The following is a 16,140-nucleotide window of genomic DNA, read 5'->3' as shown; positions in this document are numbered from 1 at the left end:
GCCTGCACACTCTATGCGAATGCGCCTTATGTTACTGGGCGGCGGGAATGCCCTCGGGCAAGCGCTGATTCGCCTCGGTGCAGAGGAAGACATCGGTTTCCTCGCACCCAAACCGCCCCAAGACGGCTGGGATGCCGCGAGCCTGACCCAATTGCTCGACGACACCCGTCCCGATGCGTTGATCAACCTCGCCTACTATTTCGACTGGTTTCAGGCCGAAGCGGTCAGCGAAAGCCGTTTGGCCGCTCAGGAATTCGCCATCGAGCGCCTGGCCGAGCTGTGCCAGCACCACAACATCACCTTGCTGCAACCGTCCAGCTACCGCGTGTTCGATGGCTCCCGCGCCACCGCCTACAGCGAGAAAGACGAGCCGGTGCCCCTGGGCCTGCGCGGCCAGGCGTTGTGGCGCATCGAACAAAGCGTGCGCGCCACCTGCCCGCAGCATGTGCTGCTGCGTTTTGGTTGGCTGCTGGATGACAGCGTCGACGGCACGCTCGGGCGCTTTTTGGCGCGGGCCGAGAAGCCGGACGAGTTGCTGATGGCCGATGATCGCCGGGGCAACCCGACGCCCGTGGACGATGCTGCGCGGGTGATCATCTCGGTGCTCAAGCAACTTGATTGCGCGGCACCGCTGTGGGGCACGTATCACTACGCCGGGCACGAGGCGACCACACCGTTGGCGCTGGGCCAGGCGATCCTTACCGAAGCGCGCAATTTCCACCCGCTGGCGATCGAGTCGCCTACCGCCCAGGCTCACGCGGCACGCCCGGATGCGGCAGATGAACCGCAACACGCGGTGCTGGCCTGCAAGAAAATCCTGCACACCTTTGGCATCAAGCCTCGAGCGTGGCGGGCCGGGTTACCGGCGTTGCTGGATCGGTTCTACCGCCACAGCTGACACCACACAAAACCGGAATGTGGGAGCCGGTTTTGTGTGGGAGCTGGCCTGCCTGCGATGCCCGACAGGTTCTACCGCCACAGCTGACACGCTATAAAACCAAATGTGGGAGCGGGCTTGCTCGCGAATGGGCAAGGTCAGTCAACACATCAGTCGACTGACCCTGCACTTTCGCGAGCAAGCCCGCTCCCACATGGGTTATGCCGTGTGACTTAGAACTTGTAGCCGATACCCACCATGTAAACCATCGGGTCGACGTCCACATTGACCTTGGCGCGTGTGCCTTGGCCCAGCGCGTTGTTATCGACGGTGGCCTTGGTGCTGATGTCGATGTAGCGCGCCTGGGCGTTGATCATCCACTTGTCATTGATCATGTAGTCGGCGCCTATCTGTGCGGCCCAGCCCCAGGAGTTTTCGGCCTTGAAGTTGCTGAAACCGGCTTGTTCGGCGCGGCTGCCGACGTGCTCGTCGTAGATCCAGGTGTAGTTGATGCCGGCGCCCACGTACGGCTGAAAGGCGGATTTGCTATCCAGCGGGTAGTACACGACGCTCAAGGTTGGCGGCAGGTGCTTGAGGCTGCCGAGCTTGCCATTGGCGGCGCCGAGGGCGGTGTTCTTGATCTTCACATCGTGCTCGAACGGCGTGGCCGCCAGCAGCTCGATACCGACGTGGTTGGTCAGCATGTAGGCGAAGTTCAAACCCAGTTGGGTGTCGCTGCTCATGGTCGCCTTGCCGCCCAGGTTGGTGCCCGCCAATGGGCCCTGATCAACCTTCACATGGCCGCTGTCAGCTTTCGGATTCACGGTAATTGCACCGGCGCGAATCAGAATGTCGCCCGCTTCGTGAGCGTGGACGGCAGGGGCGGCGAGGGCGAGCGCGAAGAGGGACGCGCCGAGCAGAGACTTGTTCATGGGAGCTCCAAAAGGACGTTAAAAGTTGTACGTCCAATGGTAAAGATCGTTCCGTTCGATCCTTTGACTCAGCTCAATGAAAGGGCGATCAGCCCCTATTCCTGCAGCTCGTAGACATAAATCTTGTCGGCATCCATTTGATAACCGGCGTCGGCCAGTTCGCTGGATGACGGCTTGACCTGCATCGCGCCTTCGATCCAGTACGGCTGATACAACTCATCGAGTTTCACCCCGACTTCGCTTTTCACATGCACGATCTGGTTCGAGGGCGGCGGCGGTACGTGGATGCACGCGCCGAAATACGGCACCAGCAAAAACTCGGTGGTGCGGCCTTCTTCGCTGACTTCCAGCGGCACGATGTAACCCGGCAAACGGATGTGCTTGCCGTCCAGGCTTTGCACCACCGGCGCATTGGGCAAATCCTGCTTGGCGGCCGGCGCCGACTCGACCGACAGCGCGTCGGCCATGTTCGACAGGTCGTGCAGCGGTTTCATGTTGGGGATTTCCGGCGGCGCGTCCGGGGGGATCATCTCCTGCCATGACAGATCCTTGGGCTGGTCTTCGGCCCAGACGGGCACTGCCACCAACAGCAACATTGCAAACAGGGCGCGACGCATCGAAGCCTTCCTCATAAACGTATGGACAGGCCATCGGCCAGTGATTGTCGATAGGCGCGCCACGCGGGCACGCTGCCCATTAACAGCGCCGCCGCGAGGATGCCGGCGAGCAAGGTCCATTCATATTCGCTCGGCCATGACATCGGCAGGTCCAGGCCGTAATTGGCCTGCAAATACCCGCGCGAGGCGGCGATGCACACGTACAACAAGCCGACGCCAGCGACCACGCCGGACAAGGCCAGGGCGAAGGCTTCAAAGATCAGCAGCGTTGCGATGTGCCACGGCCGCGCGCCCACCGAGCGCAAAATTGCCATTTCACGGCGGCGCTCGTTGAGGCTGGTGAGGATCGCCGTGAGCATCCCGATCAAACCGGTCAGCACCACGAAAAGCGAGATCACGAACAGCGCTTTTTCGGCGGTGCCCATCATGCTCCACAACTCTTGCAGGGCCACGCCCGGCAATATCGCCAGCATCGGCTCGCCACGGAATTCATTGATTTCGCGTTGCAGGGCGAAGGTGGAAATCTTGTTGTTCAGGCCGAGCATAAACGCGGTGATGGCCTGTGGCGTGAGGTCCATGTTGCGCGCCTGATCGGCACTGATGCGGCCTTTGCCCTGGGCCGGCACGCCGTTGTGCCAGTCGATGTGAATGGCTTCCATGCCGCCCAGGCTGATGTGCAGCGTGCGGTCCACCGGCGTGCCGGTGCGTTTCAAAATACCGACCACGGTGAACGGTTTGTCATCGTGCTTGACCAGGCTGACCACCGCGACACCGTGGGCCAGCACCAGCTTGTCGCCCAGCGTGTAATGCAGCGCCTCGGCGACTTCGGCACCGAGCACCACTTCAAACGGGTCGGTGGCAAAGGCGCGGCCGCTGGCCAGTTCGAGGTTCTGTTTGCGACCGTATTGGTAATGCTCGAAGTAGGATTGGTTGGTGCCCATCACCCGATAGCCGCGGTGCGAGTCGCCGAGGGAAATCGGGATCGCCCATTTCACCTGCGGGCTGGCGGCGAAGTGCTCATAGCTGTCCCAACGGATGTTGTTGGTGGCATTGCCGATACGGAACACCGAGTACAGCAGCAAGTTGACCGAGCCCGAACGCGCGCCGACGATCAGGTCGGTGCCGCTGATGGTGCTGGCAAAACTGTTGCGCGCCTCAACCCGCACGCGCTCCACCGCGAGCAACAAACAGACTGACAGCGCGATGGCAAAGGCGGTGAGGATCGCGGTAAAGCGGCGGTTAGCCAGGCTGGCCATGGCTAGACGAAACAAATACATCTCAAACCTCTGCGGGCGTGGCGGCGCGATTGAGTTCGGCCAGCGACAGGTGGCGGTCGAACAGCGGCGCGAGGCTCTGGTCATGGCTGACAAACAGCAGGCTGGCGCCAGCGTCGCGGCATTCGGCGAACAGCAATTGAATGAAAGCCTCGCGGGCGTCGTAGTCCAGCGCCGAGGTGGGTTCGTCGGCGATCACCAGTTCCGGTTGGCCGATCAGCGCGCGGGCGGCGGCGACGCGTTGTTGTTGGCCGATGGACAGTGAGTCGGCGCGGCGTTCCAGCAGGTCTTTGTCCTTCAAGCCCAAATGCGCCAGCAAGGTCGCAGCGGCTTGGTCGACACTGCGGTGGCGCTGAACCGCGCGTTGCGCGCGCAGCTTGGAAAAGTGGCAAGGCAACTCGACGTTCTCGCGCACCGACAGAAACGGCAGCAGGTTGAACTGCTGGAAGATGTAGCCGGTGTGGTCCACACGAAAGCGGTCGCGGGCGCCGGCCGAGAGTTCGGTCAGCTCCTGGCCGAGCAGGCGGATGCTGCCCCGGCTGGGTTTTTGCACGCCGCCAAGCAGGCCGAGCAACGTGGTTTTGCCGCTGCCGCTCGGGCCTTTGAGAAACAGGGTTTCGCCTGCTTGCAGGCTAAACGCGGGGATGTCCAGTAACTGTGGGTGACCGGGCCAGTTGAAGCCCAGGTCAGACAGTTCGATCAGTGCTTGGGTCATGTGAAATCAATATCGCCTGGTTGTAGAGCGTGGCGCCGATCCAATGTGGGAGCTGGCTTGCCTGCGATGGCATCAACGCGGTGCATCTGACTGACCGAGTCGTCTGCATCGCAGGCAAGCCAGCTCCCACAGTGATTGGGTTTTCAAATCAGAATGTCAGGGTAGCTGCCTGTGCCGTGGCTTCCACACCTTGCTGGCCGCTTGGGCCGATCAGTTGTACCTGAATCTTCTGAGTGGCGGGGAAGGTCTTGAACACCTGAGTAAGGTCGAGGTTGCTCAAGGCCGTCGGCGTGGCGCAGGTGAACTGGTAGTGGGCGTGGATTTCGCTGTGGTCATGATGATGTTCGTGGGCGGCTGCGCCTTTGCCGTCGGTGGCGTGTTCATCATCATCGTCGTCGTCATGGTCGGCTTCCGGCTTGTCGCCGAACAGCGGGCTGTTGAGTTCCTGGGTGCTAAGCACGCAACCGGCGGCCTTGGGCACATTGAACAGGGCCAGTGGGTTTTCCAGTGACTTGCGGGCTGCGGCAACCTTGGACTTGTCGGCGGGCGTGCTGGCCTGGTGTTCAAAACCCACGAGGTTCATGGCCGGGCTGTCAAATTCCAGCTCAAGTGCCTGACCGTCGAGTACCGCATTGAGACGCCCAACGCCATGCTCGTGGGCGCCGAGGCTGCCGTGCTCATGTTCGTGATCATCGTGAGCATGGGCAACTGCCAGTGGCAGCAGGGCAAACGGCAAAGCAAGCAGCAGACGGCGCATGAGAAGGCTCCAGAACATGAAGGTTTTGTTATGTGATCTTATAACAATAGTGCCAGAGTTTGACCGCCCGCTTGGCGTTGCGCAAGCCGCGTGGGAGCATGCCCGTCAGAAAAGTGCAGGAGTAAGGACGATGTTGCGAATTCGTGGAACTGTCGGCGACATGCCGGTGGACTTGACCCTGGAGCTGGACGACGGCGATTGGGCGCGATTGGGCGCCCAGTTGCAGGCCGCGCCCACGCCGAGCGCGCCCGCTGTCGCGCCGGTCAAACACACTGATGATCTGTGGCAGAGCGCCCAGGACCTGTTGCGCAAGGCCGGGCAACTCAACGGGCTGGAATTGCTCGATCAGCTGGAAGGCTTGGCCGGTGACGCCGCATCAGGCAAGCGCCTGCTGGTGCGTTTGCGCCATAGCGCCCGCGTGAAAGTGACCAGCGGCGGGGACACGCCGCTGTACAGCTGGATCGGCGATTAGTACAGCGCAGCAAACAATTTGCGGCGGTACGCGGTGACCAGCGGGTGGTCATTGCCGAGCAGTTCGAACACCTGCAGCAAAGTCTTGTGCGGCAAGCCCTCGCTGTAGCTGCGGTTGCGGATAAACAGCTTGAGCAGGCCTTCCAGCGCCGCGTCGTATTGCTGGCGTGCCAATTGCTGAATTGCCAGCTGATAGGCCGCCTCATCATCCTGCGGGTTTTGCGCCAGGCGGCTTTTCAAGTCGGCGGCGTCCGGCAGCTCGGCGGCTTGGCGCAGGAACGTGATTTGCGCCTTGGCGCCGGCGAGGGCGGCCTTGTGGTCGTCGCTTTTCACGGCGTCGAGCACGGCCTGGGCTTCGCTCAGTTCACCTCGCTCGGCCAGGCAGCGCGCGTACAGGATCAGCGCGCCGGCGTTGGTGTTGTCTTCACCCAGCAGCGTCACCAGCACGGCTTCGGCATCGCTGATGCGGCCTTCGGCAAACAGCGCCTGGGCCTGCTCCAGCGGATCAGCCGCCGCCGGTGGTGGCATCTGCACGTGCGGCTCCAGCATTGCGCGCACCGCCGACTCCGGCTGCGCGCCGGCAAACCCGTCCACCGGTTGGCCGTCCTTGAACAGCACCACGGTGGGCAGGCTCTGAATGCCAAAGCGCGCGACGATATCCTGCTCAGCCTCGCAATCGACCTTGGCCAGCAGCAACTCACCCTGATAACTCTCGGCAATTTTCGCCAACATTGGCATCAGCGCCTTGCACGGCGCGCACCACTCCGCCCAGAAATCCACCAGCACGGGTTTCTCGAAGGAGTTCTGGATCACTGCCTGGTCGAAGGTGGCGGTGGTGACGTCGAAGATGTACGGCGTGGGCTCACTCATGGGGCGTCTCGAATAAAGCGGGAATGGGGCAACTATAAGGTGATGGAGTCCAGATCGCTATCGCGGGCAAGCCCGCGCCCACACTTGACCGCATTCCCTTGTGGGCGCGGGCTTGCCCGCGATGGCCTTAAGCGCGCCGCGAATGGTACAGGCTCACCTTGCGAAACTCCCAAGGCTCGGCCAGGTCTGGCAGGGTCAGGGCATCAAGGACTTCCAGGCGCTGATAAGCCGGGTGCTGGAAGTCGCGCACGCGCGAGTCTGCTACCAGTGCTTCACGGCCGCGCGTCAGGAATTGATCAAGCAGCGGCAGGTTGGCGCGGTCGTAAAGCACGTCGGCCACCAGGATCAGGTCAAAGCGATCGGCTTCGGCGAAAAAGTCGGCTGAATAACGCAGTTCCACGCCATTGAGTTCGGCATTCGCCCTGCAGGATGCCAACGCCAGCGGGTCTAAATCACACGCGACCACTTCCAGCGCGCCCGCCTTGACGGCGGCAATTGCGGCCACGCCAGAGCCTGCGCCAAAATCCAGCACGCGCTTGCCGGCAACCCACTCGGGGTTCGCCGCCAGGTAACGCGCCAGCGCCAGGCCGCTGGCCCAGCAAAAACTCCAGTAGGGCGGTTCATGCAGAATGCGCCGGGTTTCTTCCTGGCTGAAGGCGCGGTCCATATTGTCCGCGTCCAGCAGCCACAACGACAGCGCGGTGCCCGGCAGCGGGCAGGGCATCAGTTGCGCGTCGCCGATCAGCGCGCTCAGGGCGCGTTGCAGGTCCAGCGGTGGCGTCATGGCGCCGGGACGAGCTGCAGCGGGCCAGTGGCCTGGGTAATCGCCTGGGTGATACGCACGGCGGGCAGGTGCAGGATCAACTGGCCGGACTGGCTGGCGCGACCGCGCAATTCAACCCGCGCACCGGCCGGGAACGCTTCCGGGTTAAAGCGCAGGCGGAAGGCCAGGGGCTTGCCGTTGCCGGTCAATACGCTGCTGGCGAGCAGTTGTTGCGGGCGGTTGCGCTCGTCAATCACCAGCAGGGCCAGTTCGACTTCGGCGTTGGCCGGCACGCCGTTGAGGGTGCCGTTGATTTCGCGCTGGTAAGCCGGCAGCGGGCCGAGGTCTTCAATGCCGGGCACTTTTTTCTCTTGGGCAGGCGTCGGTTGAGGCACCGAAGGCTTGGGGGCTTCGCTGCTGCAGGCGACCAGAAAACTGAACAGGGTGAGTAAAACAAGTGGTCGTAACTGCATGTACGGCTCCAGAAAGGGCAAAATCCGTGGCTTTAAAATAAAGAAACATATAAGCCTGCCTATATACCGTAAAGGCTATGGCTTGTCTTGCCACAGGGATGCGCTACCATGGCCCTCCCTTTTTTTGTTGCCTGCCACCATGCACTGTCCCTTCTGCGGTGCCAACGACACCAAGGTCATTGACTCGCGTCTGGTCGCCGAGGGCGATCAAGTACGTCGCCGGCGCGAATGCCTGGCCTCTGGCTGCGGTGAACGTTTCACCACCTTCGAAACCGCCGAACTGGTATTGCCACGTCTGATCAAGTCCGACGGCAGCCGCCAGCCTTTCGACGAAGACAAATTGCGCGCCGGTATGCAGCGCGCCCTGGAAAAACGCCCGGTGAGTGTCGAGCGGCTGGAGGCGGCGCTGGTGCACATCAAGCACAAGCTGCGTGCGACCGGCGAGCGCGAGGTCAAGAGCCTGGTGGTTGGAGAGCTGGTGATGGGCGAGCTGCAAAAGCTCGACGAAGTCGCCTATATCCGTTTCGCCTCGGTGTATCGACGCTTCCAGGACCTCAATGAGTTCCGCGAAGAAATCGACCGCCTGGCCCGTGAGCCTGCCAAAAAATGAACCCTCCGTCTGCCGAACAAGCTGTCCTCGACGCCCATTACATGGCCCGCGCCCTCGAATTGGCGCGCAAGGGCGTGTACACCACCCACCCCAACCCGCGTGTGGGCTGCGTGATTGTGCGTGACGGGCAGATTGTCGGCGAAGGCTGGCACGAGCGCACCGGCGAACCGCATGCCGAGCCGAATGCCCTGCGCGCCGCCGGTGCCAAGGCGCGTGGCGCCACGGTGTATGTAACGCTGGAGCCGTGCAGCCACCACGGACGCACGCCGCCGTGTGCCGATGCACTGGTGACTGCCGGTGTAGCGCGCGTGGTGGCCGGGATGCAGGACCCGAACCCGGAAGTGGCCGGGCGTGGCATGCAGCGCTTGGCGCAAGCCGGTATCCAAACCCGCAGCGGCGTGCTGGAAAGCGAAGCGCGCGCGCTGAACCCGGGCTTTCTCAAGCGCATGGAGCACGGTCTGCCGTTTGTGCGGGTCAAGCTGGCGATGAGCCTGGACGGCCGTACCGCGATGGCCAGTGGCGAAAGCCAATGGATCACCGGCCCGGCCGCCCGCGCCGCCGTACAGCGCCTGCGTGCCGAGGCCAGTGTGGTGCTGACCGGCGCCGACACGGTGCTGGCCGACGGCGCGCGTCTGACTGTACGCGCCGCCGAGTTGGGCCTGGACGATGAAACCACCGCACTTGCCATGTCGCGCCCGCCCTTGCGTGTGTTGATCGACGGGCGCCTGCGGGTGCCGCTCAACGCGCCGTTCTTCAAGGCCGGCCCGGCGTTGGTCATCACCTGCGTGACGGCGGAAAACCAGTTCCCCCGTGGCCCCGAATGCCTGGTGGTGCCGGGCGTTGATGGTCAGGTCGACCTGCGCTCGGCCCTGGTGGCCCTGGCCGCCCGTGGCGTCAACGAAGTGCTGGTGGAAGCCGGCCCGAGCCTGGCCGGTGCGTTTGCCCAGCAAGGGCTGGTGGACGAGTACGTGATATTCGTCGCCGGCAAGTTCCTTGGCTCCGCCGCCCGGCCTCTGCTGGACTGGCCGCTTGAGAAGCTGGCCGACGCCCCCCAACTCAAGATCACTGACATGCGCGCTGTAGGCGACGACTGGCGAGTCACTGCCATCCCTATGCCAGCAGCGAGCGTATAATTCCCGGCCCGCGCTTGAGCGACAGCCCCTCGTTTTCAGGAGAACGAAATGTTCACCGGCATAATCGAATCCATCGGCAGCATCCGTGCAATGACTCCCAAAGGCGGCGACGTACGCCTGCTGGTTGAAACCGGCAAGCTGGACCTGGGCGACGTCAAGCTGGGCGACAGCATCGCCGTCAGCGGCGTGTGCCTGACCGTCATCGAGCTGCCTGGCAACGGCTTTGCCGCCGATGTCAGCCGGGAAACCCTGGACTGCACCGCGATGAACGACCTCAAGGCCGGCAGCCCGGTCAACCTGGAAAAAGCCCTGACCCCGACCACGCGCCTGGGCGGCCACCTGGTCAGCGGCCATGTTGATGGCGTCGGCGAAGTGGTGTCCCGCAGCGAAAACGCACGGGCCGTGGAATTTCGCATCCGCGCACCCAAAGAGCTGGCCAAGTACATTGCCCACAAAGGCTCGATCACCGTCGATGGCACCAGCCTGACCGTGAACGCCGTCAATGGCGCCGAATTCGAACTGACCATCATTCCCCACACCCTGAGCGAAACCATCATGGCCTCGTATCAGCCAGGTCGCCGGGTGAATCTGGAAGTCGACTTGCTTGCCCGTTACCTGGAGCGCCTGCTGTTGGGCGATAAGGCCGCAGAGCCTACTGCCGGGAACATCACTGAAAGTTTTTTAGCCGCTAACGGCTACCTTAAATCCTGACCAAGGGGGTGCCGCGTGGCGCTCAATAGCATCGAAGAACTGGTTGAAGACATCCGCCAAGGCAAGATGGTCATCCTGATGGATGACGAAGACCGCGAGAACGAAGGCGACATCATCATGGCCGCCGAGGCCTGCAAGGCTGAGCACATCAACTTCATGGCCAAGCACGCTCGCGGGCTGATCTGCATGCCCATGAGCCGCGAACGCTGCGAGCTGCTCAAGCTGCCCTTGATGGCGCCACGCAATGGGTCGGGTTTCGGCACCAAGTTCACCGTATCGATTGAAGCGACCACCGGCGTGACCACCGGTATTTCTGCGGCCGACCGCGCGCGCACCGTGCAAGCCGCCGCCGCCAAAGACGCCAAGGCCGAAGACATCGTCAGCCCCGGCCATATCTTCCCGCTGATGGCCCAGCCGGGTGGCACCCTCGCGCGTGCCGGCCACACCGAAGCCGCCTGCGACCTGGCGCGCATGGCCGGTTTCGAGCCGAGCGGGGTGATCTGCGAAGTGATGAACGACGACGGCACCATGGCCCGTCGCACTGAACTTGAAGCGTTTGCCGCCGAACACGGCATCAAGATCGGCACCATTGCCGACCTGATTCATTACCGCATGATCCACGAACGTACCGTTCAGCGGATTGCCGAGCAGCCGCTGGACAGCGAACTGGGCCAATTCAATTTGGTGACCTACCGTGATTCAGTGGAGGGCGACGTGCACATGGCCCTGACCCTGGGCAAAATCTGTGCTGAAGAACCGACCCTGGTGCGTGTGCACAACATGGACCCGTTGCGCGACCTGTTGATGGTCAAGCAGCCTGGCCGCTGGAGCCTGCGCGCCGCCATGGCTGCGGTCTCCGAGGCAGGCAGCGGTGTGGTGCTGTTGCTCGGTCACCCGTTGGACGGCGATGTATTGCTGGCGCATATCCGCGAAACCGCCGACCACGTGCCGGTGAAAAAACCGACCACCTACAGCATCGTCGGTGCCGGTTCGCAGATCCTGCGTGACTTGGGCGTACGCAAAATGCGCCTGATGAGCGCGCCAATGAAATTTAATGCGATATCCGGTTTCGACCTGGAAGTTGTAGAATACGTGCCCTCCGAATAAAGGCTGGCGATTTTTGCCCCTTGTTCGCGGTTAAATCATCACTGAGGGACGCACTTTTCGCGTCCCGGCTCTTTAAGAGATTTGTCGAATGACCCTGAAGACCATCGAAGGTACCTTCATCGCCCCCAAAGGCCGCTATGCCCTGGTGGTTGGCCGCTTCAACAGCTTCGTGGTTGAAAGCCTGGTAAGCGGTGCCGTTGACGCCCTGGTTCGCCACGGTGTGAGCGAGAGCGACATCACTCTCATCCGTGCCCCTGGCGCCTTCGAAATTCCACTGGTTGCGCAAAAAGTTGCTCAGCAGGGTGAATACGCGGCGATCATCGCCCTGGGCGCGGTCATTCGTGGCGGCACTCCGCACTTCGAATACGTGGCCGGCGAATGCACCAAGGGCCTGGCCCAAGTGTCCATGGAGTTCGGCGTGCCCGTCGCTTTCGGCGTGCTGACCGTAGATTCCATCGAGCAAGCCATCGAGCGTTCCGGCACCAAGGCCGGTAACAAAGGCGCTGAAGCTGCCCTGTCCGCGCTGGAAATGGTCAGCCTGCTGTCGCAGTTGGAGGCCAAGTGATTTCCGACGAGAGCGATCAGTTCAACCCTCAAGACCCGCGCCCTGCGGATGCCGGCAAGCCGTCCAAAAGCGAGAAGCGCCGTAAAGCGCGTCAACTCGCGACTCAGGCGCTGTACCAGCGTTTGATGGCCGGCGCTTCGTTGAACGAAATCGAAGCGCAGTTCCGCGTCGACAACGACTTCACGTTTGCCGACCAGAGCTACTTCCACGACATCCTGCACGGTGTGCATGCCAACCTGACCGAGATCGACACGGCGCTGGCGCCTTGCCTGGACCTGACGATCGAAGAGCTGGACCCGGTTGAACTGTGCGTGATGCGCCTGTCCACCTGGGAACTGCTCAAGCGCGTTGACGTGCCGTACCGCGTGGTGATCAACGAAGGGATCGAGCTGGCCAAAGTCTACGGTTCGACCGACGGCCACAAGTTCGTCAACGGCGTGCTCGACAAGCTGGCCCCGCGCCTGCGTGAAGCCGAAGTGAAGGAACACAAGCGCTAAGTCGCGCTTACCTTCCCAATGGGTGAGTTCGAGCTGATCCGCAACTACTTCGCCGCCGCGCCCTGTGCGCAGGGCGGAGAAGGCATTGCTCTCGGGATCGGCGACGACTGCGCCTTGCTGGCGCTCCCCGCCGGGGAGCAGTTGGCAATCTCCACCGATACCTTGGTGGCCGGCGTGCATTTTGCCGACCCGTGTGACCCGTTCCTGCTCGGCCAGCGCTCGCTGGCCGTGGCAGTGAGCGACTTGGCCGCCATGGGCGCCCATCCGCTTGCCTTTACCCTTGCCCTGACAACGCCGACGGTCGATGCCGATTGGCTGCAACGCTATGCCCAGGGTTTGAACGCCATGGCGCAAAGCTGCGGCGTGGGCCTGGTGGGCGGTGATACCACGCGCGGGCCGCTGAGCCTGACCCTGACCGTGTTTGGCCGTGTGCCGGCCGGGCAGGCGTTGACGCGCAGCGGTGCGCAACCGGGCGATTTGCTGTGTGTAGGCGGTGAGCTGGGCAATGCTGCAGGTGCCTTGCCGCTGGTGCTGGGCCAACGCACGGCCGACGCTGCTATCGCCGAGCCGCTGCTGGCGCACTACTGGTCGCCACAACCGCAACTGGCGTTGGGCCTGGCGCTGCGGGCAAAGGCTACATCGGCCATGGATATCTCCGACGGGCTGTTGGCTGATTGCGGGCATATCGCCAAGGCGTCGGCTGTCAGCCTGGTGATTGAGCGTCAGCACTTGCCGTTGTCCGCGGCCTTGCTGGCGTTTCTGGGTGATGACCAGGCGCGCGTAGCGGCCCTGAGCGGTGGCGACGACTACGTATTGGCGTTCACGTTGCCGCCGGCCGAGCTGGCGCCGTTGCAGGCTGCTGGTTGGCCGATCCACGTGATCGGTCGGGTCGAGGCGGGGCAGGGCGTCACCTTGCTCGACGCCACTGGGCAAGACATCACCCCGGCCGTGCGCGGCTATCAGCATTTTCGCGAGACGCCGTAAGCCGGCCACCTACGCTACCCTCTATACGGTTCTCACCGTGTAGGAAGCTGCCATCATGGATGTGCGCCTAGGGTTGCTGGGTATGCTGTGCGCCGTTGCATTGCTGGTGCAAGCGGATCAAGCCCCGGTGCCTGGCAAAATCACGCTGGCCAGTGAGGAATGGAACGACTACACCAACAAAGATGGCAGCGGTCTGGCCTGGGACGTTTTGCGCCAAGTCTTCGAGCCCGCCGGCATCACGCTGCAAACCCGCAGCGAGCCCTATACCCGCTCGGTCGGCCTGGCCCAGCGCGGCGAGGTGGATGGCTGGGTCGGTTCCTATCGCGATGAGGCCAGCGGCGTGTTGTACCCGTACTGGCATTTCGATTCAGACCACATCTACGCCCTCGGGCTGGCAACGACGCCGACGCCAAGCCTTGCCACGCTGGGCAATTATCGCCTGGCCTGGGTACGCGGCTACAAGTACGAGGAGTACTTGCCCAACCTGCACCACTTCAACCAGATCGAACGCCGAGATGGCATCCTGCCGATGCTGCAGCACGCCCGCGCCGACTTCTACATCGACTCCCTCACCGAAGCCAGGTACGTGCTGGGCCAGGCGCACGATCCTTCGCAGTTCAGGCTCACGCCTATCGCCGAGCTGCCGCTTTACATAGGCTTTGCCGACACTGAGCGCGGCCGGGCCTTGATGGCGGTGTATGACCAGCGCATGACGGCTTTGGTCAAGAGTGGCGAACTGAAGCCGATTTTCGAACACTGGAAGCAGCCTTATCCGTTCTGACCTGCATAGAACCGTGACGAAGGCCAATCGAACCTATTGATCTTTATCAGCGATAATTCAGCTTAAGCGTCTGTAGGAACCTGCTGTTACAATGGCGCCCTCTGTGAAATCTGAAATCAGGAGCACACGGTGCCCGTCGTTTTCGTCGCTGCTTCCAAGCTGCCTACCCCTTTTGCCACGTTCACCATGAACGGCTTTCTTGAAGAGGCCACCGGCCGCGAGCACGTAGTGCTCAGTCTGGGTGACATCGCCGACGGCGCGCCGGTGCTTGGCCGCGTGCACTCCGAGTGCTTGACCGGCGACGCATTGTTCAGCCAACGCTGCGACTGTGGTTCGCAACTGGAAGCCGCCATGCGCGCCATCGCCCGCGAAGGCCGTGGCGTGCTGCTGTACCTGCGCCAGGAAGGCCGTGGCATCGGCCTGATGAACAAGATCCGCGCCTACGAGCTGCAGGACGGCGGCGCCGATACCGTCGAGGCCAACGAGCGCCTGGGCTTTGCCGCCGACCAGCGTGACTATGCGATCTGCCTGCCAATGCTGCAGCACCTGGGCGTGAAATCCCTGCGCCTGATGACCAATAACCCGCGCAAGGTCAAAGCGTTGACCGAGATGGGCATCACCGTGGCTGAGCGCGTGCCGCTGCACACCGGGCAAAACCCGCACAACAAGCTCTACCTGGCCACCAAAGCCAGCAAGCTCGACCACATGATGGGCAACGAGCATCAGGGCGAGGTCGACCGCGCGTGACCCGTGGCCAGGTGAAACGGCGACTGTCCTTTAACTGGTGGCAGTACCTGGCCCTGGCATTGCTGCCGCTATTTGTGATCAACCTGGTGTTCGGCCAGGCCCAATCCCTGCTTCCCGTCTTGGCCATGCCACTGTTTATCGCCGGCGTGGCCTCGATGTTTCTGAGCCTGCGTTATTTTCACGGCTATAAACACGCACTGATCGCCACCGCCAAAGCCCTTGATACGCCCGAAGAACCGGCGGCTTGGATCACCCTCGCGGCTCGTCGGCGTACGGCGCTGTTGGTGGCGGCCCTGCCAGCCTGGATCGGCGCGCTGGCGGTGTTTGTCGGTCTGGAAGCGGTGCCGCTGTTTCTGCTGGCATTGTCGACATTGGTGCTGTTTTACCTCTATCGCATCCCGCGTCAGTTGGGATGATAAGTCGCTGGCTGACGCTTCTGCTGCTGGTATTGAGTGCCCAGGCGATGGCGGTCGAGCGCGTGGTCAGTCTGGCGCCTTCACTCTCTGAGATCGTGGTGGAACTGGGCGCCGCCGACCTGCTGGTGGGTGTGCTCGACGGTGGTGAGCGGCCAGCTACATTGGCGAACGTGCCGTCAGTGGGGCATTACGGCCAATTGAACATGGAGCGTTTGCTCAGCCTCAAGCCCGACCTCATTCTGCTGTGGCCCGGCAGTGTCGGCCCTGCCCAGCGCGAGCAGTTACAGCACCTGAATATCCCCGTCTACGTCGCTGAACCTCATAGCCTTGAACAGTTGGCGGCCCAGGTCCAAGCCATTGCCCAACAAGTGGGGCGCGAAGACGCCGGTCGACACTTAGCCGCGCAGTTACGTCAGCGCCTGGCCGAACTGCGCCAGCGCTATCAGCGCGCCGAGCCGCTGCGGGTGTTTTACCAGGTATGGAACCAGCCGCTGTACACCGTAGGCGGCGGGCAGATCATCAGCGATGCGCTGAGCGTGTGCGGCGCACGCAATGTGTTCGCTGATTTGAAGCTGCCTGCGCCGCAGGTGAGCATCGAGTCCGTGTTGCAGCGCAATCCCGAAGTGATTCTGGCCGGGGATCAGCCGCAGCTGGAGGCCTGGAAAGCCTGGCCGCAGATCGCCGCCGTGGCGCAGGGACGCTTGCTGTTGGTGCCGGACAAAGGCCTGGAGCGGCCCAGCGGCCAGATGGTCGAGGCGGTGGCCAAGCTCTGCGCGTTGATTGCCCCGCAACGCTAGCGTGCGAGAGGCGTGTTGTCCTACCGATTAATAAGATTCTTCC

Annotated in this window: 21 protein-coding genes; 13 read left to right on the top strand and 8 right to left on the bottom strand. The window is 62.7% G+C overall.

The window, feature by feature from the left end:
* Positions 1–13 precede the first annotated feature (13 nt).
* Complete coding sequence (locus C4J83_RS26965) at positions 14–898, top strand: sugar nucleotide-binding protein (RefSeq protein ID WP_119741388.1); 885 nt, start codon at positions 14–16, stop codon at positions 896–898.
* A 212-nt stretch (positions 899–1,110) separates the two neighbouring features.
* Here C4J83_RS26965 and C4J83_RS26960 read toward each other — a convergent pair whose 3' ends face one another.
* From C4J83_RS26960 to C4J83_RS26940, 5 genes are all read right to left on the bottom strand, one after another.
* Positions 1,111–1,809 carry an OmpW/AlkL family protein gene (locus C4J83_RS26960; RefSeq protein WP_124418562.1) on the bottom strand — a complete coding sequence of 233 codons (699 nt, stop codon included), beginning with the start codon at positions 1,807–1,809 and terminating at the stop codon, positions 1,111–1,113.
* Positions 1,810–1,904: 95 nt separating this feature from the next.
* Positions 1,905–2,426, bottom strand: coding sequence for a DUF3299 domain-containing protein (locus tag C4J83_RS26955; protein WP_106580232.1), 522 nt, complete (start codon positions 2,424–2,426; stop codon positions 1,905–1,907).
* Between the two features lie 11 nt (positions 2,427–2,437).
* On the bottom strand, positions 2,438–3,703 hold the full coding sequence (locus C4J83_RS26950) for an ABC transporter permease (RefSeq protein WP_106580233.1): 1,266 nt from the start codon (positions 3,701–3,703) through the stop codon (positions 2,438–2,440).
* Between the two features lies 1 nt (position 3,704).
* A complete protein-coding gene (locus C4J83_RS26945; RefSeq protein WP_124418561.1) occupies positions 3,705–4,415 on the bottom strand; it encodes an ABC transporter ATP-binding protein in 711 nt (236 codons plus the stop codon).
* A 148-nt stretch (positions 4,416–4,563) separates the two neighbouring features.
* Positions 4,564–5,172 carry a DUF2796 domain-containing protein gene (locus C4J83_RS26940; RefSeq protein ID WP_124418560.1) on the bottom strand — a complete coding sequence of 203 codons (609 nt, stop codon included), beginning with the start codon at positions 5,170–5,172 and terminating at the stop codon, positions 4,564–4,566.
* Positions 5,173–5,302: 130 nt separating this feature from the next.
* Here C4J83_RS26940 and C4J83_RS26935 point away from each other — a divergent pair, with 130 nt between their 5' ends.
* A complete protein-coding gene (locus C4J83_RS26935) occupies positions 5,303–5,644 on the top strand; it encodes a hypothetical protein (protein WP_119741395.1) in 342 nt (113 codons plus the stop codon).
* Here the strand turns inward: C4J83_RS26935 and trxA are convergent.
* From trxA to C4J83_RS26920, 3 genes are all read right to left on the bottom strand, one after another.
* On the bottom strand, positions 5,641–6,513 hold the full coding sequence (trxA, locus tag C4J83_RS26930; RefSeq protein WP_106580237.1) for a thioredoxin: 873 nt from the start codon (positions 6,511–6,513) through the stop codon (positions 5,641–5,643). The two genes, C4J83_RS26935 and trxA, sit on opposite strands and share 4 nt — an antisense overlap.
* A 127-nt stretch (positions 6,514–6,640) precedes the next feature.
* On the bottom strand, positions 6,641–7,297 hold the full coding sequence (locus C4J83_RS26925) for a class I SAM-dependent methyltransferase (protein ID WP_124418559.1): 657 nt from the start codon (positions 7,295–7,297) through the stop codon (positions 6,641–6,643).
* Positions 7,294–7,749, bottom strand: a complete 456-nt coding sequence (locus C4J83_RS26920; protein WP_106580239.1) for a YbaY family lipoprotein — start codon at positions 7,747–7,749, stop codon at positions 7,294–7,296. Before C4J83_RS26920 ends, C4J83_RS26925 begins: the two co-directional genes overlap by 4 nt.
* Before the next feature lie 139 nt (positions 7,750–7,888).
* Here C4J83_RS26920 and nrdR point away from each other — a divergent pair, with 139 nt between their 5' ends.
* The 11 genes from nrdR to C4J83_RS26865 all read left to right on the top strand — a co-directional run bounded on the left by nrdR (position 7,889) and on the right by C4J83_RS26865 (position 16,097).
* Complete coding sequence (gene nrdR / locus C4J83_RS26915) at positions 7,889–8,359, top strand: transcriptional regulator NrdR (protein WP_164487963.1); 471 nt, start codon at positions 7,889–7,891, stop codon at positions 8,357–8,359.
* Positions 8,356–9,492 (top strand): bifunctional diaminohydroxyphosphoribosylaminopyrimidine deaminase/5-amino-6-(5-phosphoribosylamino)uracil reductase RibD, encoded by a 1,137-nt coding sequence (gene ribD, locus C4J83_RS26910; RefSeq protein ID WP_106580240.1) that lies wholly within the window; start codon positions 8,356–8,358, stop codon positions 9,490–9,492. Before nrdR ends, ribD begins: the two co-directional genes overlap by 4 nt.
* Positions 9,493–9,540: 48 nt before the next feature.
* A complete protein-coding gene (locus tag C4J83_RS26905; protein WP_119741399.1) occupies positions 9,541–10,203 on the top strand; it encodes a riboflavin synthase in 663 nt (220 codons plus the stop codon).
* A gap of 15 nt (positions 10,204–10,218) precedes the next feature.
* Entirely contained in the window at positions 10,219–11,310 is a 1,092-nt protein-coding gene (gene ribBA / locus C4J83_RS26900) for a bifunctional 3,4-dihydroxy-2-butanone-4-phosphate synthase/GTP cyclohydrolase II (RefSeq protein ID WP_119741401.1), read from the top strand.
* Between the two features lie 88 nt (positions 11,311–11,398).
* Entirely contained in the window at positions 11,399–11,875 is a 477-nt protein-coding gene (gene ribH / locus C4J83_RS26895) for a 6,7-dimethyl-8-ribityllumazine synthase (RefSeq protein WP_003194576.1), read from the top strand.
* Entirely contained in the window at positions 11,872–12,372 is a 501-nt protein-coding gene (gene nusB, locus C4J83_RS26890; protein WP_017135996.1) for a transcription antitermination factor NusB, read from the top strand. The genes ribH and nusB overlap by 4 nt, the downstream gene beginning before the upstream one ends.
* Positions 12,373–12,390: 18 nt before the next feature.
* The gene (gene thiL, locus C4J83_RS26885) at positions 12,391–13,356 is read left to right on the top strand and encodes a thiamine-phosphate kinase (protein ID WP_124418558.1); all 966 of its coding nucleotides are present in this window, start codon (positions 12,391–12,393) and stop codon (positions 13,354–13,356) included.
* 55 nt (positions 13,357–13,411) lie between these two features.
* Positions 13,412–14,137 (top strand): substrate-binding periplasmic protein, encoded by a 726-nt coding sequence (locus tag C4J83_RS26880; RefSeq protein ID WP_124418557.1) that lies wholly within the window; start codon positions 13,412–13,414, stop codon positions 14,135–14,137.
* 129 nt (positions 14,138–14,266) lie between these two features.
* Entirely contained in the window at positions 14,267–14,884 is a 618-nt protein-coding gene (ribA, locus tag C4J83_RS26875) for a GTP cyclohydrolase II (protein ID WP_106580245.1), read from the top strand.
* Positions 14,881–15,300 carry a nuclear FMR1 interacting 1 family protein gene (locus C4J83_RS26870; protein ID WP_106580246.1) on the top strand — a complete coding sequence of 140 codons (420 nt, stop codon included), beginning with the start codon at positions 14,881–14,883 and terminating at the stop codon, positions 15,298–15,300. The genes ribA and C4J83_RS26870 overlap by 4 nt, the downstream gene beginning before the upstream one ends.
* Entirely contained in the window at positions 15,297–16,097 is an 801-nt protein-coding gene (locus tag C4J83_RS26865) for a cobalamin-binding protein (RefSeq protein ID WP_124418556.1), read from the top strand. Before C4J83_RS26870 ends, C4J83_RS26865 begins: the two co-directional genes overlap by 4 nt.
* Positions 16,098–16,140 lie beyond the last annotated feature (43 nt).

The sequence above is a fragment of the Pseudomonas sp. LBUM920 genome (assembly GCF_003852315.1).
Classification (GTDB): domain Bacteria; phylum Pseudomonadota; class Gammaproteobacteria; order Pseudomonadales; family Pseudomonadaceae; genus Aquipseudomonas.
The sequence above is the reverse complement of the archived record's forward strand: the minus strand, read 5'-3'. Positions and strand labels throughout refer to the sequence as shown.